This is a genomic window from Methylobacterium sp. CCH7-A2, assembly GCF_001557075.1.
Classification (GTDB): domain Bacteria; phylum Pseudomonadota; class Alphaproteobacteria; order Rhizobiales; family Beijerinckiaceae; genus Allobosea; species Allobosea massiliensis.
Genome location: NZ_LSKN01000289.1, coordinates 50,513 through 71,168 on the forward strand (window position 1 = coordinate 50,513; position 20,656 = coordinate 71,168).

A 20,656-nucleotide genomic window follows, 5' to 3' on the forward strand; every position below is an offset into this window, starting at 1 on the left:
CTCAACCCCTCACGCGCAGGCGCGGATCGACCAGCGCATAGAGCAGGTCGACGGCGGTGTTGATCAGCACGAAGAGCAGACCGACGAAGAGCAGATAGGCCGCCATCACCGGCACGTCCGAGAAGCTGACCGCCTGGATGAAGAGCAACCCCATGCCCGGCCACTGGAAGACGGTCTCGGTGACGATGGCGAAGGCGATCAGCGAGCCGATCTGCAGGCCGGTGACGGTGATCACCGGCATCAGCGCATTGCGCAGAGCCAGCGTGAAATGGATGTGCCGGGCCGATAGGCCCCGCGCCCGGGCGAAGCGGATATAGTCGCTGGAGAGCACGTCGATCAGCTCCGATCGCACCAGTCGCATGATCAGGGTGAGCTGGTACAGCGCCAGCGTGATCGAGGGCAGGATCAGCGCCTTGAGCCCGCTCGCGGTCAAAAGCCCGGTCGACCAGGGTCCGATCTGCACGGTCTCGCCCCGGCCGAAGGAGGGCAGGAGCCCGAGCGTCACCGCAAAGGTCAGGATCAGCACGATTCCCGTCACGAAGGTCGGCGTCGAGATGCCGATCAGCGACACCGCCTGCACCAGTCGTGCCGCGATCCCCTCCGGCTTCAGCGCGCAGAGCACGCCGAGCGGGATGCCGAGCGCCAGCGAGAGGATCGTCGCGACCAGAACCAGTTCCAGCGTCGCCGGCAGCCGCTCCGCGATCAGCGCCGCCACGGGGCGCTGGTTGCGGAAGCTGATCCCGAAATCGCCCTGCACGATGCGGCCGAGGAAGCCGGCGTATTGCACCAGCACCGGCCGCTCGAGCCCGAGCGCCTCCCGCAACTCTTGTTTCTCCTCCACCGTCGCGTTTTCGCGCGACAGGGCCGAGACCGGATCGCCGACGAAACGGAACATCCCGAAGGAGACCGCCGAAACCGCGAGCATCACGAGCACGGCCTGTCCGAGCCGGGCGATCAGGAGGGGCAGCATGGCAGCCGGTCCGGCCTCTATCGGCGCGTCACTTCACCTGTGCGAACCAGAGGCGGACATACTCGTCCGGGAACTGCGGCACATCCAGGCCCTGGCGCGAGGCCCAGGCCACCGGCTGCAGATGCAGGGGAATATAGGCGACCGTGTCCTTCGCAACCTTCAGCGCCTGCACCATCATCGCGCGGCGCTTGGTCTCGTCGAGTTCCACGGCCGCCTCCCGGGTCAGCCGCTCGATCTCGGGGTTGGTGTAACCCATCGGGTTCGACCCGCCATAGCCGTCCTTCGGCGCGGTCAGCAGGGCCGAGAGCACGCTGAATCCGTCCATCGGTGGCAGGGTGGCCCAGCCGAGCATGAACGCGTCGAACTCGCCGCGGTCCTGCTTCGGGAAATAGGTCGCGCGCGATTCCGTCTTCACCTCGGTCTGCACGCCGATGCGGCTCCACATCGCGGCGACGGCGACGCAAATGGCCTCGTCGTTGATGTAGCGGTCGTTGGGGCAGTTCAGTCCGAGCTTGAAGCCGTTGGGATAGCCCGCTTCGGTGAGCAGCGCCTTGGCCTTGTCGGCGCTGTAGCCGGGCAGGGTGTCGTTGGCCTTGTCGTAGCCCGGCACCGGCGGCGCCACGAGCGTGCCGGTGTTCTGCGACTTGCCGCGCATGACGCGCTTCTGGATCGCGTCGAGATCGATGCCCTGCCAGAGCGCCTGGCGGACCTTGAGCTCTTTGAGCGGGTTCTTCTGCCCCGGCATCGACTTCAGTTCGTCACGCTGGCTCAGGCCGAGGAAGATCAGGCGCAGGGATGGCTCCTCGATCACCTTGAAGGCGCTGTTGGCGCCGATGCGGGCGAGGTCCTGCAGCGGAGCCGGCGCGATCAGGTCGAGCTCCCCCGAGAGCAGGGCGGCGACGCGCGTGGCGTCCGACTTGATCGGTTTGAACTCGATGCGGGTGACATTGTGGGCCGGCTTGTCCCACCAGTCGGGATTCACGACCATCGTCGTCCCGGCATCCGGCTTGAAGGATTCGAGCTTGAACGGCCCCGTGCCGATGGCGGTGTTGGAGGCGGCGGTGCTGACGCCGGTGGCGATGTTGCCGGGCTTGAGCGAGCCGGTCTGCTCCATCCACTCCTTGTCGAGGATGTAGATGCCGGCGAGGTCGTTCAGCAGCAGGGGGTAGGGGCCCTTGGTGATCAGATCGACCGTGAAATCGTCGACCTTCTCGGCGCGGATCACCTGCGAGAGATTGCCGCGCGCCCGTGCACCGGGGTCGAGCAGACGGGTGATCGAGGCGACGACGTCGTCGGCCGTAAAGGCATTGCCGTTGTGGAACTTCACGCCCTTCCGCAGCTCGAAGCGCCAGGTGTCGGGCTTGACCGTCTTCCAGCTCGTCGCCAGCGCCGGCTCGAGCTGCATCGTCCGCCCGCGGCGCACCAGCGGGTCGAAGACGTGGTGGAGCATCGCCGTGGTGAAGCTCTCGGTCTGGGCATAAGGGTCGAGGGTGGCGATGTCGGTCGGCGCGGACCAGCGCACCGTGTTCGCACCAGCCGCGGTGGCAGCGAGAGCGACTGCCGAGGCAGCCACCAGAAGCGTGACGATCCGGTTCATCTGATACCCCCCACAGCAAAGAATTGCATGCTGTATCTTACGCAAACTGCATGCAATTGCGTCAAGCGGGGAATCCGCGCTCTCGCTCAGATTCCTGCCCGTTCTTTCATCAGCGCATAGGCAGCGCCCGCCCGGTCGAGAACCGCGCCGGCATCCATTGTGAGTGGCGCGCGGTCGCGCAGCAGGAGGCGGCCATCAACCATGACATGGCTGACATCGGCGGCGTTGGCGAAGAAGACCAGTCGTTCTACCGGCAAGTCGGCGGGATGGAGATGGGCGCCCCGCATCGACACCACGACGAGATCGGCCCGCTTGCCCGGTTCGATCGAGCCGAGGCTGTCGCCGAGACCGAGCGCGGCGGCGCCACCCCGTGTCGCCATCTCCAGGATCGTCCAAGCGTCGATGGCGGACGGGTCCTTCCAGCGGATCGCTTGGTGGCGATGGGCCATGAACATCGTTCGGAACAGATCGAGCGAGCGATCCGGCGCCGGTCCGTCGGTGCCGAGCCCGACGCGCAGCCCCGCGGCGAGCATGGCGGGCGCCGGGCAATAGCCGAACACCGCCATCAGCGAACTCGGCGTGTAGGCGGCCGCGCAGCCGCGCGCGACCATCGTGGCGATGTCGGACTCCGTCAGGTCGATGCAATGGGCCAGGACCGAGTGTTCGTCGAACAGGCCGAAGCGCTCGGCCATGAAGGCGACCGACCCGTCGCGATGGCCGTCCTGCACGAAGCGGCTGCCGCTGCGACGCGCGAGGTCCCAGGCGGCGATGACGCTGTCGGCGATGGCACGCTGCGCCTGCGGATCGCCGGCTGCGAAATCGGCCGCGCTGACGACCGGAGCGGACACGGCGACGTCGATCCGGCCATCGGCGGCCTCCCGCCAGGATGTGACGACAGCCTCAATGGTCGCGAGCTGGTCCGCGAGCCCGATGGCGCGCTCGGCCCCGCCGCGGCCCCAGTCGCGTCGGCGCTTCGGAAAGGGCGGGCGATCGATGCCCATCACCAGAATTTCGCGCAGGCCGCTCGCCGCCACGGCGGCGAGATGCGCCTCGGCGAAGGCGGGGTCCTCGCTGCGCATGACATTGTCGCCGCCGCCGAAGAAGGGCACGGCGAGCGTCGTCCCGCCCATCAGCCGCTCCAGCGCCTGGAGCTCGGCATCCGCCGTCCAGAAGGCGAGATCGGAATGCAGCGCATAGACGTCGCCGACCGTCGCCATCCAGTTGTCGACGCCGCCGCCGAGATTCTTCGTCAGGCCGTGGCCGGCATGCAGATGCAGATCGATCAGGCCCGGGATCAGGATGGCACCCTCGCAATCGAGGCGCTCGGCCTCGGCGGGAAACGGCTCGGGCCAGCGCCCCTCTGCGACCGTGATGATCACGCCGTCCGAGACGACGACATGGCCGCGGTCGAGGATCAGTCGGCTCCCGTCGACGGGAATGACGACGGCGTTACCGAGGACCGTGAGCCTAGCCTCCGTCATGGCGCCGCCTCGACGGGATAACTCGGCTGGAAGATCTCCGAAACCGGAGGGTGCCCCCAGGTCCTCTCTGGATACTTGGCGATCAGCCCGTCGAACTGCCGCTGCGCGCGGGCATGGGCTGCTGCCGCGTCGAAGCCGGGGATGGCACCGTCCACGAGCACATGGCGCCCCTCCACGAAGACGTCGGTGACGTCGCGCCCCGCGCTGGACTGCATCAGGGTCTGGATCGGGTCGATCACCTGCCCGATCCGGTCATGGCCGAAATCGATCGCGATCAGATCGGCCCGCGCGCCGGGCATCAGCCGCCCGAGATCGGGGCGACCGAGTGCATCGGCTCCGGCCGAGGTCGCGGCGTCGAATAGCTGCGCGCTGCTCGGCTGGCTGACCGAGCCGGCCATCACCCGGCCGAGCATCAGCCCGACCTGCATGTTGAGGATCATGTCCGGCGGCCAGGTGTCGGTCCCGAGCCCGATGCGCAGTCCCCGTGCGACGAGATCGGACAGGCCTGCGAGCGCCGCGCCGTTGCGCGCCATCACCACCGGGCAATGGACGACCGTCGCATCGGCCGCGAGCAGGGCGGCGAGGTCGGCGTCGCGCGTCGAAACGCCGCCGACGCTCGGAAAATCCGTGAAATGCGGCAGCAGCACACGGGGGCCGAGCACGCCGAGACTGTCCAGCCACGAGGTCGGCGAGAGCCCGTGCAGCCGCATCACCGTCTCGACCTCGAAGCGCGACTGGTGGCAGTGCAGCCGCAGCGGTACGTCGAGATCGCGCGCCGCGGCCGCGGTGCGGCGCAGAAGTTCCGGCGTGCAGCTCTCGATCCGGTCCGGTGCCAGCATGGTCCGGACCCGTCCGCCAGCCAGCCCTTCCATGTCGCGGCAGAAGCGGATCGCCTCGTCGAGACCCGCGAGCCCGCGCGCCTCGTCCATGAAGAGGCTGACCGCGCCGGCCTCGTCGACTTGCGTGTGGCCGCTGCGATAGGCCGGTCCGAGATAGACCCGCAGGCCGAGATCCTCGGCCGCTTCGGCGGCCGCGGCGAATTCCTGATAGGTCTCGCCCCAGGCGCGGTAGAACAGGGACGCGATGGGCAGCGCCGTGGTGATGCCATTGCGCAGAAGCTGCGCCAGTCCATAGCGCTTCTGGAAGGCGAGTTCCTCGGGCCTGTACATCTCATAGGGCCCGCGCGCGATATAGCTTGTCGGCCAGATGCGCCCCTTGCGCCAGGAGGGCGTGTTGTCGAGGCTCAGCACGGCGGTATCGAGATCGCAGACCGCATCGAGATCGATGAAGCCCGGTGCGATCAGGGCGTCCGGCCGGTCGACCCGGCGCGCGACCTCGCCGGGAAAACCGTGCCCGACGAAGACGATCTCGCCGCCCTCGAACACCACCTCGCCGCGCTCGATCAGGACATGCCGGCCGCCGCGATGGCCGACGACCCATCGCCCGCTGACCAGCGTGCGTCCCCTGCTGTCCGTGCCGAATGTCATGCGGCGGCTCCTGCAACCCATGTGCCGCCCGCCTCGCAATCTGCGGGTTGGCCGACCAGGAGAACCATTCAAACGCCCCATCACGGCCGCGGCAATGATGTCGCCGGTTGCAGATCCACGCCACCACGCCCGGGCATTGAGCCGGCGCGGCGCTTCGCCTACATCTGGAAGAGACGAATCCCCCGCAGGATCGGCGTCGGCTCAACCTCCGAGGACGACATTCTCGACAGCGCTCGACTTTACTATCAGCCGCAGGTCGGTTCGGACGGGAAGACGTTCGTCGGGGTCGAATGCCTGCTGCGATCGGTCAACGCCGACGGATCGGTGGCGGGGCCGGGAGGCATCCTCGACAAGGTGGTCGATGATGCGACGGCCGATGCGCTGGACTGGTGGGTGATCCGGCAGGCCTGCACGGATGGGCTGCGCTGGCCGCAGCTCACGATTGCGGTGAACATCAGCGCGCGGCAGTTCCAGGCGCCGGACTTTGCCGCAAGGCTGCTGGCGGTCATCGCGGAATTGGGTAGCGCGCCCGCCCAAATCGAGCTCGAACTGCTCGAGAGCGGGATCATCGAGAATTTCGAGCGGGCCATCGAAACGATGGAGGTGCTGCGGCGCGCCGGCATCCGCATCGCGCTGGACGATTTCGGCACGGGCTATTCGAGCCTCGGCTATCTGCAGAAGCTCCCGATCGACAAGCTCAAGCTCGACAAGTCTCTGGTGGACGGCACCGGCGAGCTGAAAGCGGCCGCGATCGTTCAGGCAGTGACGGCGCTGTCGCGGGCACTCGGCCTCAAGGTCGTGGCGGAAGGGGTCGAGACCCGCGCGCAGCAGCAGTTCCTGCGCATTGCCGGCTGCCACCTGCTTCAGGGCTATCTGTTCTCGCCAGCTGTCCCCGCCGAACGGATCGATCAGTTCTTGCGCGGGGGCTGGCCGGCGGTCGCCGACACGCCGGCCTGAGGCGGCGGGTCAGCGCGCTAGATGCGCCGCCGTCGAGCCGGGACCGACGCCTTCCGGCACCGGGATGTTGGTCGACGAGTACTTCGCGTTCATCACCATGGTCGGCCCGGCCGAAAGGGTGAACCGCCGTGCCACCACGATGGTGTAGGCCGAATCAGCCGCGACAGGCTTGTTGGCGCCGATGTTCAGTTCGCCCTGCGGCAGGTAGAGCGTGCCGAGCAGAACCTTGGCGTCGTTGCTCAGGATCTCGTGTTTCTGGTTCAGCGGCGAGCTGCGGTCCTCGAAAACCAGCATGCCGGCCATCACACCGTCACGCGGCGCGGTCAGATCGATCTTCGTATCGGCATCGAAGCGCAGAACGGCGCCCTTTCCGGTGAAATAGAGCCCGACATTCGCCCCTTTGAGCGTCGCGCCGCCGGAGACGTCCAGCTTTCCGTCCTTGAAGGCGTAGATTCCCGGGTTCAGCGTGACGACGGCGCCCTTGCTGATGCGCACGCCGCCACAATAGGTGCCGGGGCTGAGCGTGGTGCTGGATGTCACCTTCAGATCCGTGGCGGCGCAGGCGCCGGTCGACGGGGGCGGGCGCGAAGCGAGTGGGTCCTTCAGCACCGGGCAATCCAGCGTCGGGCTCGGCACGAAGCTGTCGTATTTGTCCTTGTAGCTGCCGCCGGCCGAGCAGATGAAGCGGGCGCGGATCTGCGAATTCTGCATCGCCTTGAGGCCATGCGTCATGTTCGAGTTGGAATAGACGGCGCATTCCGGCGCCTCGAGCTTGGCTTCCTTCTCGAGATAGATCGTCTCGTTCTTCGTGGTTTCGAGCCCGACGACGCAGATCGAGGCCGTGCCGAGCACGCGCGCGGTCGCGCTCGCCGCCACCGTGACCATGTCCTGGCCGAACATGTGCATGATGTTGGTCCGCGCCACGGTCGACACGTCGACCGTCACCGAGAACTTCTTGAGGTCGACGGAGGTCGCGACGGTAGCGGTCTGGTTGACGGCCGCGAGCTGTGCCTTGGCGAACTTCTCGGCGGCGGTCTGGACCGTCGCCGGCGTGGCGTTGGCGAGGCGGAACTCGCGGGCGGCCGCCAGGGCCGAGGCGTCAGCGACGGTCTGGAAGGCCTGGCGCTGCTCGGACAGGATGCCGTAATCGACGACAACGCCGGCGCCCATCGCCAGCACCGGCAGCGCGACGCCCATCGCGACGATGGTGCCGCCCCGCTCGCAACCGAGCAGGCGCCGCAGCAGCCCTGTCAGCCGCGCCGCCATCTCAGGCCGCCGCCAGGGCGCGATGCGCCCGGACCATGAAGCGGATCTGGTGGCCGAGCAGCCGCCAGTTGACCGGCTTGCACATGAAGGAGGTCGCGCCGGCCGCATAGGCCTCGTCGATCGACAGGACGTCCTCGCGGCCGGTGATGACCATCACGGGGAGGTCGTCGAAGCGCCGGTCGGCCCGCAGACGGCGGACCATTTCGATGCCGTTGATCCCCGGCATGTCGACATCGACCAGCGCGACGCCGAAGGCGGTGGTCTCCAGCAGCGCGAGGCCTTCTTCCGCGGAGGCGGCCGTGGTGACGTCGGCCTGCGGGCCGGCGAGATAGACGGCGCAGAATTCGCGCTGGATCGGGTCGTCATCGACCGCCAGGATCGAGAGTCGATCGTTCAGCACGTAAGTGAATGGGATGCAGGCTTCGCCCGTCATCGTCATCGCAACGCTCCCGCGGCACCGTTCTGGTGCCTGAGCGAGAACCCTGACGCGCAGATGCAAATAAACCGTTCCGACTCTTTCGACTTATTCGCAATCGAGTTTGGAATTGGGAAAGCATGGGCGGCCTATCGTCAGGCATGCGCATGCGTCTTCAGCTGTCGATCCGTACCCGCCTGATCCTCCTCGTCGTGGCTTCGACGCTGCTGGCGAGCGGGGTGCTCGTGGCCGTCTCGGTGTGGCGCGAGACTGAGAGCTATGGTGTCTCGCGGCGCGACGCCGTGCTCGACACCGGCTTCGCCATCGCCGCCGCCGCTGCCCGTCCCACGGCCGACCACGATTCCGCAGCAGCTCAAGAGGCGATCAACGCGATTTCGCGCCTGAAGGGCATCACCTATGCCGGCATCGAGACCAGCGACGGTCGCGCTTTGGCCGAGATCGGCGCGACCGAGCAACTCGCGGGCGATCTCGTCGTGGACGGGCCGCAGACGCGCTGGTCGCTTTCGGCGATCCTCCGCAGCCGCTCGATGGAGGCCGTCGTGCCGGTCATTCATGGCGGCGCCGCGGTCGGCAGCCTGCGGGTCATCGCCGACACGCGCGACCTGCCGGCGCTGATCCGCCGCGCTGTCGAGGAGACGCTGCTGACGGGCGCGGTGGCGACGCTGGTCGCGATTGCGCTGGCGCTGCGCCTGCAGGGACGCATCACGGGTCCCCTCGGCGTGCTGACGCAGACCATGATGCGCGTGCGCCGGGAGCACGACTACACGGTGACGCTGCCGGCCGGGCCCCGCGACGAGATCGGCATCCTGGTCGACAGCTTCAACAGCATGCTCGGTGACATCCGCGAGCGCGACCAGAGGCTTGCCGACCACCGCAACCGGCTGGAACGCGAGGTCGCCGACCGCACCGCCGACTATCAGCGCGCCGCGCTCTCGGCCGACCGCGCGAACCAGGCGAAGTCCGACTTCCTGGCGACGATGAGCCACGAGATCCGCACGCCGATGAACGGCATCCTCGTGATGGCCGAGCTACTGGCCGCCGGCGAGCTGCCGCAGCGCGCCCGCCGCCAGGCGGAGGTCATCGCGCGCTCCGGCACCAGCCTGCTCGCGATCATCAACGACATTCTCGACATTTCGAAGATCGAGGCTGGCAAGCTCGAGGTCGAGACGCTCGAGATCGACCCCGAGGAATCGGTGGACGCGGTACTCCAGCTCTTCGGCGATCGCGCCCTGTCCAAGGGACTCGACCTCTGCGGCCTGTTCGAGACGCCGCCAGGTCTGACGATCACGGCCGATCCCGTGCGCCTCGGCCAGGTGCTGGGAAATCTCGTCAACAATGCACTCAAATTCACGGAGGCGGGCGGCGTCACCGTGGCGCTGACGCGGGAAGGCGAGGGGGCGCTTCGCTTCTCGGTCACCGACACCGGCATCGGCATCCCGGCTGACAAGCTCGGCACGATCTTCGAATCCTTCTCCCAGGCCGACCAGTCGACCACCCGCACCCATGGCGGCACGGGGCTTGGGCTCTCCATCGCGCGCCAGCTCGTCGCCGCCATGGGCGGAACGCTCGAGGTCCGCAGCACACTCGGACAAGGCAGCACCTTCTCCTTCGCACTGCCGATCGCCGCTGTCCCCGCGCTCAACGAGCGGCCGGCGCTCTCCGGTCAGCGCCGGAGTGCGGCCATCCTGCTCGAACAGGGCCAGACGGCGGCCATGCTGGCGCGCGCGCTGGCCGTGGGAGGCTACGAGGCGGGCGAGCCCGCGGCCGCCGGCCTCGATCTGATCGTGACCTCGCCCGCGGGGCTTGCGGCGGCCAAGGGCAGGGCGGCGGTGGTCCTCGTCGTCGCAGCTGCGACCCAGGATCCCAGCGCCCTGATCGAAGCGGGCGCGGACGAGGTGCTGACCTGGCCGGTTCAACAGCGCGATCTCCGGGCGGTGCTATCGGCGCTGCGCGAGGGCGCGCCGCTGCGGCGTGCGGAGATCCGCCGCGCCGTGGCGGGCGAGACCCCGCACTATCCGGCTCTGCGCGTGCTCGTCGCTGACGACAGCGAGGTCAACCGCGAGGTCGCCGATGCCGCGTTGCGTCGCTTCGGCATCGTGGCGCGTTTCGTCGAGGACGGGCTGCAGGCCGTCGCCGCGGTGGAGCGCGAGGCCTTCGATCTCGTGCTGATGGACGGCAGCATGCCCGGCCTGGACGGTTTCGAGGCCGCCCGCGCCATCCGAACCCGCGAGGCCGAGACGGGGCGGGCCCGCTTGCCCATCGTCGCCCTGACCGCTCATGTCGTCGGCACGGCGGCCGATGCCTGGCGCGAGGCCGGCATGGATGACGTGGTCCACAAGCCCTTCACGCTTGCACGACTAGGTGAGGTTCTCTCGGCCTTCGCGGCGGGAGAGGAAGGCCGGCCCGCGCCGGAGGCTGTGTCCGAAGCGGCGCCCGACGAGACACCCTGCCTGGACGAGTCGGTGCTGCAGGATCTGATCGCCATGACCAATGGCTCGATCGAGACTGCTCAGCGCATCGCCGAGCTCTACAGGGTGAAGTCGCTGGAGGAGGCGGACCGTCTGGCCGAAGCCACGCGGGCCGGCGATGTCGACAGGATCGCAGCCTGTGCCCATGCGTTGAAATCGATGAGCGCGAACCTCGGTGCCAAAAGGCTGGCGGCGTCTGCGGCCGAGATGGAGCGCGCGGCGCGCGAGGACCAGACACCGCCGGGCGCGGAGCAGATCGCGGAGGTCTCGGGCCTGTTGCTGCAGACCCATCGCGAGATCGCGGCGGCGATGGCCCGCGCTGCGTGAGGACGCTGCGCTCCCCAGCTCACCAGCCTGTGATCGGCGGCCGCGAAACAGTGGCATCTGTCCCGTTGCTGCGGTCACGGACAGCCCCTAGTCGTGACGCCACCAGAGGGAGCCCGGTCGCGCGGGCGGGGGAGTTCACCATGCGTCTTCGTTCAGCCATTGTCCTGGCCGCCGCCGGCCTGCTGTCCTGTCTCTCCGCACCGGCCTCGGCCCACGAGATCAAGATCCTGACGGCGGGGGCCTTCAAGCCGATCGTGACCGCCGTCGCACCGGAGTTCGAGAAGAGCACCGGCCACAAGCTCGTCATCGACAACGATACGGCCGGCGGACTGCTGCGCCGCATCGGCGGGGGCGAGGCCTTCGATGTCGCGGTGCTGACGCCCGCCGCGGTGAACGAACTGGTGGCCAGCGGCAAGATGGCAGCGGGGACCCCGGTCAATCTGGCGCGGACCTCTGTCGGCGTCGCGGTGAAGGAGGGGGCGCCGCGTCCCGACATCGCCACAGTCGCTGCCTTCAAGACGGCGCTGCTGGAAGCCCGCAAGGTGGCCTATATCGACCCGGCCGCCGGCGGCTCGAGCGGCATCTACTTCTCGAAGCTGCTCGAGACCATGGGCATCGCCGAGCCGATCCGTGCCAAGGCCGTGCTGGTGCCGGGCGGACTCGTCGCCCAGCGGCTGGTCACCGGCGAGGCGGATCTCGCCATCCACCAGATCAGCGAGATCCTCGCCGTTCCCGGCGCCGTCTTGGTCGGGCCGCTGCCGGCCGAGATTCAGAACTACACCGTCTACACCGGCGGTCTCGCCACCGGCTCGGCCAGCTCGGCTCCGGCGAAGGCGTTCCTCGCCTTCCTGCAGGGCGATGCCGCGCGGCGCATCTTGGCCGAGAAGGGCATGGAGCGCGCGCCGGAGTGAGCCTCACCAGGGGCGCCGCGGCCCCGTGTCGATATGCAGGATGCCGTTCCAGTAGACCTTGTGCCTGCCGACCTCGGGCAGGGTCCGGACCCATTCGATGACGGCGCGCGGTCGGACCCCCGGCACGCGGAAGTCCATCGCCTCGCAGCGCTTGTGATAGGAGCCGCGCCGCGCCCGCCAGGGCGGGCGCCAGGTCGAGGTGACCTTCACCGCCCCGTATTTGTCGGAAATCTGGTTCAGGATTGTCTTCAGCCGTGGCGGCAGGCAGGCGATCGAGGTGCCGGGATCGGTTGAGATGCCGGGACGCTCCGGCTTTTCGTTGGGGTCGAAAGCGGGCTCGGCGCCAGCCTTCTGTCCCGGCGTGAGTTGCGGCCATTCCGGCCCCTCATCCTCGTCCGGCTCGCTGGTCAGCGGAGCGTTGGCGGCCGGGGGAGGGCCGTCGGCAGCCGGAGCCGGCGGCACGATGATCGGCGGCAAGGGCGGGCTGCCCAGAAGATCCAGATCGAAGGGACGTTGCGGCGGCAGCGGCGCGCGCATCATCTGCCCCTCCTGCTGCGCCAAGACGGTGCCAATCGGCGCGCAGGACAGGGCCAGCGCCAGGCTCGGCGCGATCGGGAAGCGTCGGGCCATGAAAATCAGGGCGTCGGCGCCGGGATGAAGACGGCGCGCGTCTCGGCCCCGACGAGGGCGAGTTGCGGGGATTTGGCACAGAGTTCCGCCAGCGCGGCGGGCGCGGCTGTCACCTTGTCGGTGTCCAGCAGCGGACGCATCGCACTCCCGGCGAAATAACCCGCCAGCCAGAGCGAGAGCTGGGTGCGGTCGTTCTCGTTCATCGAGACGAAATCGGCACAGCTCGCCCGCGACAGGTCGAGCGCCTCAGCCTGCGCGAGCTGCAGCCCGGCGACCAGGAGGAGCGGGGCGGCGAACAGAGACCGGAGATGCGCGGGCATGGGTGCCTCTTCTGGGACATCGCGGCGAAACGCGGATGAGTCGATTCGACGCGAGTGTGTCGTGTCGCGTCCTGTGCGGCTAGCGGGAAGCCGGCATTCTGCGGCGAAATTCGGGCGATGCCGCCGGAGGCCGCGGCGCGATCGAGAGAAATCGTTCATCCTGCGCGGTATTCAACCCCGCTGCGCGATGCTGCAGCGCGGCAGAGTCTTGCTTCATTCTAAAGCAAGGTCTAATCGACAGCGGCGGCGCGGTGCCGCGTCCGTTTTGAGGCGGGATCGTCCATGCAAGCTCTTCCGGTGCCGTCGCTGCTGAACGACTATCTGCCGCTGGTGATCTTCCTCGGCGTCTCGGCGTTCATCGGCCTGGCGCTGCTGATCGCTCCCTTCGCGATCGCCTATTCGAAGCCGGACCCCGAGAAGCTCTCGGCCTATGAGTGCGGCTTCAACGCCTTCGACGATGCGCGCATGAAGTTCGATGTGCGCTTCTATCTGGTGGCGATCCTGTTCATCATCTTCGACCTCGAAGTCGCTTTCCTCTTCCCCTGGGCGGTCGCTTTCGGCGAGCTCGGCTGGTATGGTTTCTGGTCGATGATGGTCTTCCTGGGCGTGTTGACCGTCGGCTTCGTCTACGAATGGCGCAAGGGTGCGCTCGAGTGGGACTAACTGTCGCCTCGCAGGCGCAAAGCGCGAGGCATATCTGACGGTTACGGTTCACGAGGATACGAGAATGGCAATGACAGCGATCGACCGCGGGAACCCGCTCGTCGCGCCCGCGCCCAAGGGGCTCGTCGGGCCGGACGGCTTGCCGGTCGGCCAGCGCGACCCCTTCTTCACGGCGATCAACAGCGAACTCGCCGACAAGGGCTTCCTCGTCACCGCGACCGACGACCTGATCAACTGGTCGCGCACCGGCTCGCTGATGTGGATGACCTTCGGCCTTGCCTGCTGCGCGGTCGAGATGATGCAGCTCTCGATGCCGCGCTACGATGTCGAGCGCTTCGGCTTCGCGCCGCGCGCCTCGCCGCGCCAGTCGGACGTGATGATCGTCGCCGGCACGCTGACCAACAAGATGGCTCCGGCGCTGCGCAAGGTCTACGACCAGATGCCCGAGCCGCGCTACGTCATCTCGATGGGCTCCTGCGCCAATGGCGGCGGCTACTACCACTACAGCTATTCGGTGGTGCGCGGCTGCGACCGCATCGTGCCGATCGATATCTATGTGCCGGGCTGCCCGCCGACGGCGGAGGCGCTGCTCTACGGCGTGCTACTGCTGCAGAAGAAGATCCGGCGCACGGGCACGATCGAGCGCTAGGCCGTATCCGTCGGTCGGGCCTCGCCCGGCCGGCTCGCGACGGACAGGACAGGGATTGGGCCCAATCCTGCATGAGACGGTCGGGCCAGACCCCACCGTGACGCAGATGGGTCAACGAAGGTGAGATGATGAGCGAAGCGCTCGTACAACTCGGCGAAGAGATCAAGGCGGCGCTGCCGGGCGCGGTCACCGAGGCCGTCGTCGCCTTCGACGAGCTGACCATCCATGCCGAAGCGGCCTCGATCGTCGAGGTGATGAAGACGCTCTGCGGCGACCGCCGCTTCCGCTTCGTCAATTTCACCGACATCGCCGGCGCCGACTATCCCGGCCGCGAGAAGCGCTTCGACATCGTCTACCATTTGCTGGCGCCCTATTCGAACCGCCGCATCCGCGTGAAGGTGCAGACCGACGAGGCGACGCCGGTCCCGTCGATCATCGAGGTCTTCCCGGCCGCGAACTGGTACGAGCGCGAGGCCTATGATTTCTACGGCATCCTGTTCTCGGGCCATCCGGATCTGCGCCGCATCCTCACCGACTATGGCTTCGAGGGTTATCCGCTGCGCAAGGACTTCCCGCTGACCGGCTATGTCGAGGTCCGCTACGACGACGAGCAGAAGCGCGTCGTCTACGAGCCGGTGAAGCTCAACCAGGAATTCCGCAACTTCGATTTCCTCTCGCCCTGGGAAGGGACGGATTACGTCCTGCCGGGCGACGAGAAGGCGAAAACGGTCTGATCGGAGCCGGACATGACCGAGCACAACATCCGGAACTTCTCGATCAATTTCGGCCCGCAGCATCCGGCGGCCCATGGCGTTCTGCGCCTCGTGCTGGAACTCGACGGCGAGATCGTCGAGCGCGTCGATCCGCATATCGGCCTGCTGCATCGCGGCACCGAGAAGCTGATCGAAGCGAAGACCTATCTCCAGGCGATGCCCTATTTCGACCGGCTCGACTATGTCGCGCCGATGAACCAGGAGCATGCCTACTGCCTGGCGGTCGAGAAGCTGATGGGCGTCGAGGTCCCGCGCCGCGGCCAGCTCATCCGCGTGCTCTATTCCGAGATCGGCCGCATCCTCTCCCATCTGCTCAACGTCACCACGCAGGCGATGGACGTCGGCGCGCTGACGCCGCCGCTTTGGGGCTTCGAGGAGCGCGAGAAGCTGATGGTCTTCTATGAGCGGGCCTCGGGCGCGCGCATGCATGCGGCCTATTTCCGGCCCGGCGGCGTGCATCAGGACCTGCCGCCCTCGCTGATCCACGACATCGCCGAGTGGTGCGACCCGTTCCTGCAGACCTGCGACGACCTTGAGGGTCTGCTGACCGACAACCGCATCTTCAAGCAGCGCAATGTTGACATCGGCGTCGTCGATCTCGAGACCTGCTGGAAATGGGGCTTTTCGGGCGTGATGGTGCGCGGCTCCGGCGCCGCCTGGGACCTGCGCAAGTCGCAGCCCTATGAGTGCTATGCCGAGATGGATTTCGACATCCCCATCGGCAAGAACGGCGACTGCTACGATCGCTACTGCATCCGCATGGAAGAGATGCGCCAGTCGGTGCGCATCATGAAGCAGTGCTGCGAGAAGCTGCTCTCGGCCGATGGCGGCGGGCGGATCTCGGCGCTCGACGGCAAGATGGTGCCGCCCAAGCGCGGCGAGATGAAGCGCTCGATGGAAGCGCTGATCCATCACTTCAAGCTCTACACCGAGGGCTTCAAGGTCCCCGAGGGCGAGGTATACGCCGCCGTCGAGGCGCCCAAGGGCGAGTTCGGCGTCTATCTCGTCGCCGACGGCACCAACAAGCCCTACCGCGCCAAGATCAAGGCGCCGGGCTTCGCCCATCTCCAGGCAATGGACTTCATGTGCCGCAAGCACATGCTGGCGGACGTTTCCGCGATCCTCGGCTCCCTCGATATCGTCTTTGGTGAAGTTGACCGCTGATGTCCGTCCGTCGTCTCGCCCCCGATGCCGTCCAGCCCGCCTCCTTCGCCTTCGACGCGGCGAACGAGAACTGGGCCGACCAGCAGATCGCCAAATATCCGGAGGGGCGTCAGGCCTCGGCCGTGATCCCGCTGCTGTGGAAGGCGCAGGAGCAGCATGACGGCTGGCTGCCGCGGGCCGCGATCGAGGCGGTCGCGCGCAAGCTGGGCATGGCGCCGATGCGGGTGATGGAGGTCGCGACCTTCTACACCATGTTCAACCTGCAGCCGGTCGGCGAGCATTTCGTCCAGCTCTGCGGCACCACGCCCTGCGCGCTGCGCGGGGCGGAGGCGCTGAAGAAGGTCTGCCTCGACGTGATCGGTCCGCAATCGACGGTCAGCGCCGACGGCAAGCTTTCCTGGCTCGAGGTCGAGTGCCTCGGCGCCTGCTGCAACGCTCCGATGGCGCAGATCAATTTCGACTATTACGAGGATCTGACGCCCGAGAACTTCAAGGCGCTGCTCGAGGATCTGCGCCATGGCCGCCCGGTCAAGACGGGCTCGCAGATCGGCCGCTCCGGATCCGAGCCGGTCGGCGGCGGCGAGACGCTGAAGGACCCGGCCCTCTATGACGGCTCGGTGATCGGCGCCGGCGACTGGCAGAAGCGCGTCACCGAGCAGCGCAAGGCGGCCGCCGAAGCCGCCGCCGCCAAGGCCGCGGCCGAGGCGGAGGCCAAGAAGGCTGAAGCGAGCAAAACCGACGCGACGCCGGCTGCGGCGACAAAGCCGGCGACGGAGACCGCGGCGCCGGGCCGCCCGAAGCCGTCCGAACCGGGCCAGCCGACGAGCGCCGCCAACGACACCCCGGCCGCCGGTGGCAAGGTCGATGCGAAGTCCGCCGCGGAGTCGGCCAAATCCGCCGGCGCGCCCGCCGACAAGCCGGTGAAGTGAGGTCAGGACGATGCTCGCCGATCGCGATCGTATTTTCACCAATCTCTACGGCCTTCACGACCTCTCGCTGAAGGGCGCCATTGCGCGCGGCGCCTGGGACGGCACCAAGTTCCTGCTGGAGCAGGGGCGCGACTGGATCATCGACGAGATGAAGAAGTCGGGCCTGCGCGGGCGCGGCGGCGCCGGCTTCCCGACCGGGCTGAAATGGTCCTTCATGCCCAAGCAGAACGACGGGCGGCCGCATTACCTCGTCGTCAATGCCGACGAGTCGGAGCCCGGCACCTGCAAGGACCGCGAGATCATGCGCAACGACCCGCATACGCTGGTCGAGGGCTGCCTGATCGCCTCCTTCGCCATGGGTGCCCATGCGGCCTACATCTATATCCGCGGCGAATATATCCGCGAGCGCGAGGCGCTGCAGCGCGCCGTCGACGAGGCCTATGAGGCGAAGCTGATCGGCAAGGACAACGTCCACGGCTATCCCTTCGATCTCTACGTACATCACGGCGCCGGCGCCTATATCTGCGGCGAGGAGACGGCCCTGCTCGAAAGCCTCGAGGGCAAGAAGGGCATGCCGCGGATGAAGCCGCCATTCCCGGCCAATGTCGGCTTGTATGGCTGCCCGACCACGGTGAACAACGTCGAGTCGATCGCGGTGGCACCGACCATCCTGCGCCGCGGCGCGGCCTGGTTCTCGGCGCTGGGCAACCCCAACAATGTCGGCACCAAGCTATTCTGCGTCTCTGGCCATGTGAACAAGCCGTGCAATGTGGAAGAGGTGATGGGCATCACCTTCCGCGAGCTGATCGACCGGCATTGCGGCGGCATTCGCGGCGGCTGGGACAACCTCAAGGCGGTCATCCCGGGCGGCTCCTCGGTGCGCATGGTCCCGGCCGAGCAGATCATCGACACGCCGATGGATTTCGACTCGCTGTCGAAGCTGAAGTCGGGCCTCGGTACGGCGGCCGTGATCGTCATGGACAAGTCGACCGATATCGTCCGCGCCATCGCCCGCATCAGCCATTTCTACAAGCATGAGAGCTGCGGCCAGTGCACGCCCTGCCGCGAGGGCACGGGCTGGATGTGGCGCGTCATGGAGCGCATGGCCGAGGGCCGCGCCCAGAAGCGCGAGATCGACATGCTGCTCGACGTCACCAAGCAGATCGAGGGACACACGATCTGCGCGCTCGGCGATGCCGCCGCCTGGCCGATCCAGGGCCTGATCGCGCATTTCCGTCACGAGATCGAGCAGCGCATCGACGACTATGCCGCCAACCCGCACAGCGAGCCCGTGCGCATGATGGCGGCGGAGTGACGACGATGAGCGAAGAGCCCGACAACATCGTGCTGGTGATGCTTCGGCGCATGGACGCGAAGCTGGACCGTGTCATCGACGATGTCCGGGATCTCAAGGTTCGCATGACGAACGTCGAAGAAGGCTTGGCGAAGGTCGAATTGTCGATCGCCGGCGTGAATCGGCGTATCGACGGGGTTGAAGCGCGGCTGGACCGGATCGAGCGCAGGTTCGATTTGGTCGACATGCCGCACTGAGAGAAAATACGATGACCAAACTCATCATCGACGGCATCGAGGTCGACGTACCCGCCGAATACACGGTCCTGCAGGCCTGCGAGGCGGCGGGTGCGGAGGTGCCGCGCTTCTGCTTCCATGAGCGGCTCTCGATCGCCGGCAATTGCCGCATGTGCCTCGTCGAGGTGAAGGGCGGCCCGCCCAAGCCCCAGGCCTCATGCGCCATCGGCGTGCGCGATCTGCGCCCCGGCCCGAATGGCGAGCCGCCGGTCGTCTCGACCAAGTCGCCGATGGTCAAGAAGGCGCGCGAGGGGGTGATGGAGTTCCTCCTCATCAACCACCCGCTGGATTGCCCGATCTGCGACCAGGGCGGCGAGTGCGACCTGCAGGACCAGGCGATGGCCTATGGCGTCGACACCTCGCGCTATGCCGAGAACAAGCGCGCCGTCGAGGACAAGTATATCGGCCCGCTGGTCAAGACCTCGATGACGCGCTGCATCCAGTGCACGCGCTGCGTCCGCTTCACCACGGAGGTCGCGGGCGGTTCCGATCTCGGCGCCATCGGGCGCGGCGAGGATATGGAGATCACCACCTATCTCGAGCAGGCGATGAGCTCGGAGCTGCAGGGCAATGTCGTCGATCTCTGCCCGGTCGGCGCGCTGACCTCGAAGCCCTACCAGAACAAGGCCCGGCCCTGGGAGCTGTCCAAGACCCAGTCCATCGACGTGATGGACGCGGTCGGCTCGGCCATCCGCGTCGATTCCCGCGGCAAGGAGGTCATGCGCATCCTGCCCCGCCTCAACGAGGCGGTGAACGAGGAGTGGATCTCCGACAAGACCCGCCACATCGTCGACGGGCTGCGCACGCAGCGTCTCGACCGGCCCTATATCCGCGAGAACGGCGCGCTCCGCCCGGCCTCGTGGAACGAGGCCTTCGCGCTGATCGCCGGCAAGGTGAAGGCGGCGAAGCCTGAGAAGATCGGCGCCATTGCCGGCGATCTCGCGGCGGTGGAGGAGCTGTTCGCGCTGCAGAGCCTGATCGGCTCGCTCGGCTCGCCCAATCTCGATGCCCGCCAGGACGGCACCAGGCTGCATCCGAAGTTCGGCCGCGCCAGCTACGTTCTCAATGCTGGCATCGCAGGCATCGAGGAGGCGACCTCGCTGCTGATCATCGGCGCCAATCCGCGCCGCGAGGCGCCGATCCTGAACGCCCGCATCCGCAAGCGCTGGCTGCGCGGCGATTTCAAGATCCAGCTCATCGGCGAGCAGGCCGACCTGACCTATGACTATGATTACCTCGGCGCCGGCACCGACACGCTGGCCGATCTCGCCGGCAAGGCGGAGAAGGCGGGCGAGCGGCCGATGGTGCTGATCGGGCAGGGCGCTCTCGCCCGCGCCGACGGCGAGGCCGTGCTGGCGCTGGCGGCGAAGGCCGCCCAGTCGCTCGGCGCCGTGAGCGAAGGCTGGAACGGCTTCGGCGTGTTGCACACCGCCGCCGCCCGCGTCGGCGCGCTCGATCTCGGCTTCGTGCCGGGCGAAGGCGGTCTCGACGTCGCCGGCATGCTCGCGCCCGGCGCGCTCAATGTGCTGTTCCTGCTCGGCGCCGACGAGGTCGAGGTGCCGGCAGGCGCCTTCGTGGTCTACCAGGGCACCCATGGCGACCGCGGCGCCCACCGCGCCGACGTCATCCTGCCCGGCGCCGCCTACACCGAGAAGTCGGCGACCTATGTGAACACCGAAGGGCGCGTGCAGATGACCGCGCGCGCCACCTTCCCGCCGGGCGATGCCCGCGAGGATTGGGCGGTGCTGCGGGCGCTCTCGGCCGCGCTCGGGAAGACGCTGCCCTTCGACTCGCTGGCCGGGCTGCGCCAGGCGCTCTATGCGGCGCACCCGCATTTCGCCGCGCTCGACACGCTGCAGACGACGGATGCCAGCGGCTTGGCTTCTCTCGCCGGGCTCGGCGGCAAGCTCGACAAGGCGGGCTTCGCCTCGCCCGTCGCGGATTTCTACCAGACCAACCCGATCGCGCGCGCTTCCGCCGTGATGGCCGAATGCTCGGCGCTGGCCTCGGGCCGGCTTCGGCAGGCGGCGGAGTAACC

General features: G+C 67.7%; 19 protein-coding genes. 11 read left to right on the top strand and 8 right to left on the bottom strand.

Features of this window, described 5'->3' with window-relative positions:
- Window position 1 precedes the first annotated feature (1 nt).
- The 4 genes from AX750_RS21480 to AX750_RS21495 all read right to left on the bottom strand — a co-directional run bounded on the left by AX750_RS21480 (window position 2) and on the right by AX750_RS21495 (window position 5,535).
- The gene (locus AX750_RS21480; protein WP_066716429.1) at window positions 2-970 is read right to left on the bottom strand and encodes an ABC transporter permease; all 969 of its coding nucleotides are present in this window, start codon (window positions 968-970) and stop codon (window positions 2-4) included.
- A gap of 28 nt (window positions 971-998) precedes the next feature.
- Window positions 999-2,567 carry an ABC transporter substrate-binding protein gene (locus tag AX750_RS21485; protein ID WP_066716426.1) on the bottom strand — a complete coding sequence of 523 codons (1,569 nt, stop codon included), beginning with the start codon at window positions 2,565-2,567 and terminating at the stop codon, window positions 999-1,001.
- A gap of 86 nt (window positions 2,568-2,653) precedes the next feature.
- Window positions 2,654-4,048 carry an amidohydrolase family protein gene (locus tag AX750_RS21490; RefSeq protein WP_066716423.1) on the bottom strand — a complete coding sequence of 465 codons (1,395 nt, stop codon included), beginning with the start codon at window positions 4,046-4,048 and terminating at the stop codon, window positions 2,654-2,656.
- Entirely contained in the window at window positions 4,045-5,535 is a 1,491-nt protein-coding gene (locus AX750_RS21495; RefSeq protein ID WP_066716422.1) for a chlorohydrolase family protein, read from the bottom strand. Before AX750_RS21495 ends, AX750_RS21490 begins: the two co-directional genes overlap by 4 nt.
- A gap of 21 nt (window positions 5,536-5,556) precedes the next feature.
- Here AX750_RS21495 and AX750_RS25705 point away from each other — a divergent pair, with 21 nt between their 5' ends.
- The gene (locus AX750_RS25705; RefSeq protein WP_068075045.1) at window positions 5,557-6,492 is read left to right on the top strand and encodes an EAL domain-containing protein; all 936 of its coding nucleotides are present in this window, start codon (window positions 5,557-5,559) and stop codon (window positions 6,490-6,492) included.
- A gap of 9 nt (window positions 6,493-6,501) precedes the next feature.
- On the opposite strand, the gene AX750_RS21505 is transcribed toward AX750_RS25705, so the two are convergent.
- Together AX750_RS21505 and AX750_RS21510 are read right to left on the bottom strand one after the other, a co-directional pair.
- Entirely contained in the window at window positions 6,502-7,758 is a 1,257-nt protein-coding gene (locus tag AX750_RS21505; RefSeq protein WP_066716418.1) for a pilus assembly protein TadG-related protein, read from the bottom strand.
- 1 nt (window position 7,759) lies between these two features.
- Window positions 7,760-8,197 (bottom strand): response regulator, encoded by a 438-nt coding sequence (locus AX750_RS21510; RefSeq protein WP_197426507.1) that lies wholly within the window; start codon window positions 8,195-8,197, stop codon window positions 7,760-7,762.
- 143 nt (window positions 8,198-8,340) lie between these two features.
- On the opposite strand from AX750_RS21510, the gene AX750_RS21515 reads away from it, so the two are divergent.
- Both AX750_RS21515 and AX750_RS21520 read left to right on the top strand, forming a co-directional pair.
- Window positions 8,341-10,989: an ATP-binding protein gene (locus AX750_RS21515; protein WP_197426506.1), complete on the top strand. Its 2,649-nt coding sequence runs from the start codon at window positions 8,341-8,343 to the stop codon at window positions 10,987-10,989.
- A 140-nt stretch (window positions 10,990-11,129) separates the two neighbouring features.
- On the top strand, window positions 11,130-11,900 hold the full coding sequence (locus tag AX750_RS21520; protein ID WP_066716413.1) for a substrate-binding domain-containing protein: 771 nt from the start codon (window positions 11,130-11,132) through the stop codon (window positions 11,898-11,900).
- A 3-nt stretch (window positions 11,901-11,903) separates the two neighbouring features.
- Here AX750_RS21520 and AX750_RS21525 read toward each other — a convergent pair whose 3' ends face one another.
- Together AX750_RS21525 and AX750_RS21530 are read right to left on the bottom strand one after the other, a co-directional pair.
- A complete protein-coding gene (locus AX750_RS21525) occupies window positions 11,904-12,530 on the bottom strand; it encodes a D-Ala-D-Ala carboxypeptidase family metallohydrolase (protein WP_066716410.1) in 627 nt (208 codons plus the stop codon).
- A 5-nt stretch (window positions 12,531-12,535) separates the two neighbouring features.
- Window positions 12,536-12,850 carry an HdeA/HdeB family chaperone gene (locus tag AX750_RS21530; RefSeq protein WP_066716408.1) on the bottom strand — a complete coding sequence of 105 codons (315 nt, stop codon included), beginning with the start codon at window positions 12,848-12,850 and terminating at the stop codon, window positions 12,536-12,538.
- A 297-nt stretch (window positions 12,851-13,147) separates the two neighbouring features.
- Here AX750_RS21530 and AX750_RS21535 point away from each other — a divergent pair, with 297 nt between their 5' ends.
- The 8 genes from AX750_RS21535 to nuoG all read left to right on the top strand — a co-directional run bounded on the left by AX750_RS21535 (window position 13,148) and on the right by nuoG (window position 20,654).
- Window positions 13,148-13,513, top strand: a complete 366-nt coding sequence (locus AX750_RS21535; RefSeq protein ID WP_156446405.1) for an NADH-quinone oxidoreductase subunit A — start codon at window positions 13,148-13,150, stop codon at window positions 13,511-13,513.
- A 64-nt stretch (window positions 13,514-13,577) separates the two neighbouring features.
- On the top strand, window positions 13,578-14,162 hold the full coding sequence (locus AX750_RS21540; protein WP_066716403.1) for an NADH-quinone oxidoreductase subunit B: 585 nt from the start codon (window positions 13,578-13,580) through the stop codon (window positions 14,160-14,162).
- Between the two features lie 128 nt (window positions 14,163-14,290).
- The gene (locus AX750_RS21545; protein WP_066716591.1) at window positions 14,291-14,896 is read left to right on the top strand and encodes an NADH-quinone oxidoreductase subunit C; all 606 of its coding nucleotides are present in this window, start codon (window positions 14,291-14,293) and stop codon (window positions 14,894-14,896) included.
- 12 nt (window positions 14,897-14,908) lie between these two features.
- Window positions 14,909-16,099: an NADH-quinone oxidoreductase subunit D gene (locus tag AX750_RS21550; protein WP_066716400.1), complete on the top strand. Its 1,191-nt coding sequence runs from the start codon at window positions 14,909-14,911 to the stop codon at window positions 16,097-16,099.
- On the top strand, window positions 16,099-17,028 hold the full coding sequence (gene nuoE / locus AX750_RS21555; protein ID WP_066716394.1) for an NADH-quinone oxidoreductase subunit NuoE: 930 nt from the start codon (window positions 16,099-16,101) through the stop codon (window positions 17,026-17,028). The genes AX750_RS21550 and nuoE overlap by 1 nt, the downstream gene beginning before the upstream one ends.
- A 10-nt stretch (window positions 17,029-17,038) precedes the next feature.
- Window positions 17,039-18,343 carry an NADH-quinone oxidoreductase subunit NuoF gene (gene nuoF / locus AX750_RS21560; RefSeq protein WP_066716391.1) on the top strand — a complete coding sequence of 435 codons (1,305 nt, stop codon included), beginning with the start codon at window positions 17,039-17,041 and terminating at the stop codon, window positions 18,341-18,343.
- Between the two features lie 5 nt (window positions 18,344-18,348).
- The gene (locus AX750_RS21565; RefSeq protein ID WP_066716589.1) at window positions 18,349-18,579 is read left to right on the top strand and encodes a hypothetical protein; all 231 of its coding nucleotides are present in this window, start codon (window positions 18,349-18,351) and stop codon (window positions 18,577-18,579) included.
- 11 nt (window positions 18,580-18,590) lie between these two features.
- Entirely contained in the window at window positions 18,591-20,654 is a 2,064-nt protein-coding gene (nuoG, locus tag AX750_RS21570) for an NADH-quinone oxidoreductase subunit NuoG (RefSeq protein WP_066716388.1), read from the top strand.
- Window positions 20,655-20,656 lie beyond the last annotated feature (2 nt).

Bases quoted from the DNA above. Each gene is read 5' to 3' on its own strand.
- AX750_RS21510 (WP_197426507.1), bottom strand. From the start codon at position 8,197: ATGACGATGACGGGCGAAGCCTGCATCCCATTCACTTACGTGCTGAAC.
- AX750_RS21540 (WP_066716403.1), top strand. From the start codon at position 13,578: ATGGCAATGACAGCGATCGACCGCGGGAACCCGCTCGTCGCGCCCGCG.
- AX750_RS21490 (WP_066716423.1), bottom strand. From the start codon at position 4,048: ATGACGGAGGCTAGGCTCACGGTCCTCGGTAACGCCGTCGTCATTCCC.
- AX750_RS21525 (WP_066716410.1), bottom strand. From the start codon at position 12,530: ATGGCCCGACGCTTCCCGATCGCGCCGAGCCTGGCGCTGGCCCTGTCC.
- AX750_RS21495 (WP_066716422.1), bottom strand. From the start codon at position 5,535: ATGACATTCGGCACGGACAGCAGGGGACGCACGCTGGTCAGCGGGCGA.
- AX750_RS21485 (WP_066716426.1), bottom strand. From the start codon at position 2,567: ATGAACCGGATCGTCACGCTTCTGGTGGCTGCCTCGGCAGTCGCTCTC.
- nuoG (WP_066716388.1), top strand. From the start codon at position 18,591: ATGACCAAACTCATCATCGACGGCATCGAGGTCGACGTACCCGCCGAA.
- AX750_RS21545 (WP_066716591.1), top strand. From the start codon at position 14,291: ATGAGCGAAGCGCTCGTACAACTCGGCGAAGAGATCAAGGCGGCGCTG.
- AX750_RS21550 (WP_066716400.1), top strand. From the start codon at position 14,909: ATGACCGAGCACAACATCCGGAACTTCTCGATCAATTTCGGCCCGCAG.
- AX750_RS21515 (WP_197426506.1), top strand. From the start codon at position 8,341: ATGCGTCTTCAGCTGTCGATCCGTACCCGCCTGATCCTCCTCGTCGTG.
- AX750_RS21505 (WP_066716418.1), bottom strand. From the start codon at position 7,758: ATGGCGGCGCGGCTGACAGGGCTGCTGCGGCGCCTGCTCGGTTGCGAG.
- AX750_RS21530 (WP_066716408.1), bottom strand. From the start codon at position 12,850: ATGCCCGCGCATCTCCGGTCTCTGTTCGCCGCCCCGCTCCTCCTGGTC.
- AX750_RS21520 (WP_066716413.1), top strand. From the start codon at position 11,130: ATGCGTCTTCGTTCAGCCATTGTCCTGGCCGCCGCCGGCCTGCTGTCC.
- nuoE (WP_066716394.1), top strand. From the start codon at position 16,099: ATGTCCGTCCGTCGTCTCGCCCCCGATGCCGTCCAGCCCGCCTCCTTC.
- nuoF (WP_066716391.1), top strand. From the start codon at position 17,039: ATGCTCGCCGATCGCGATCGTATTTTCACCAATCTCTACGGCCTTCAC.
- AX750_RS21480 (WP_066716429.1), bottom strand. From the start codon at position 970: ATGCTGCCCCTCCTGATCGCCCGGCTCGGACAGGCCGTGCTCGTGATG.
- AX750_RS21565 (WP_066716589.1), top strand. From the start codon at position 18,349: ATGAGCGAAGAGCCCGACAACATCGTGCTGGTGATGCTTCGGCGCATG.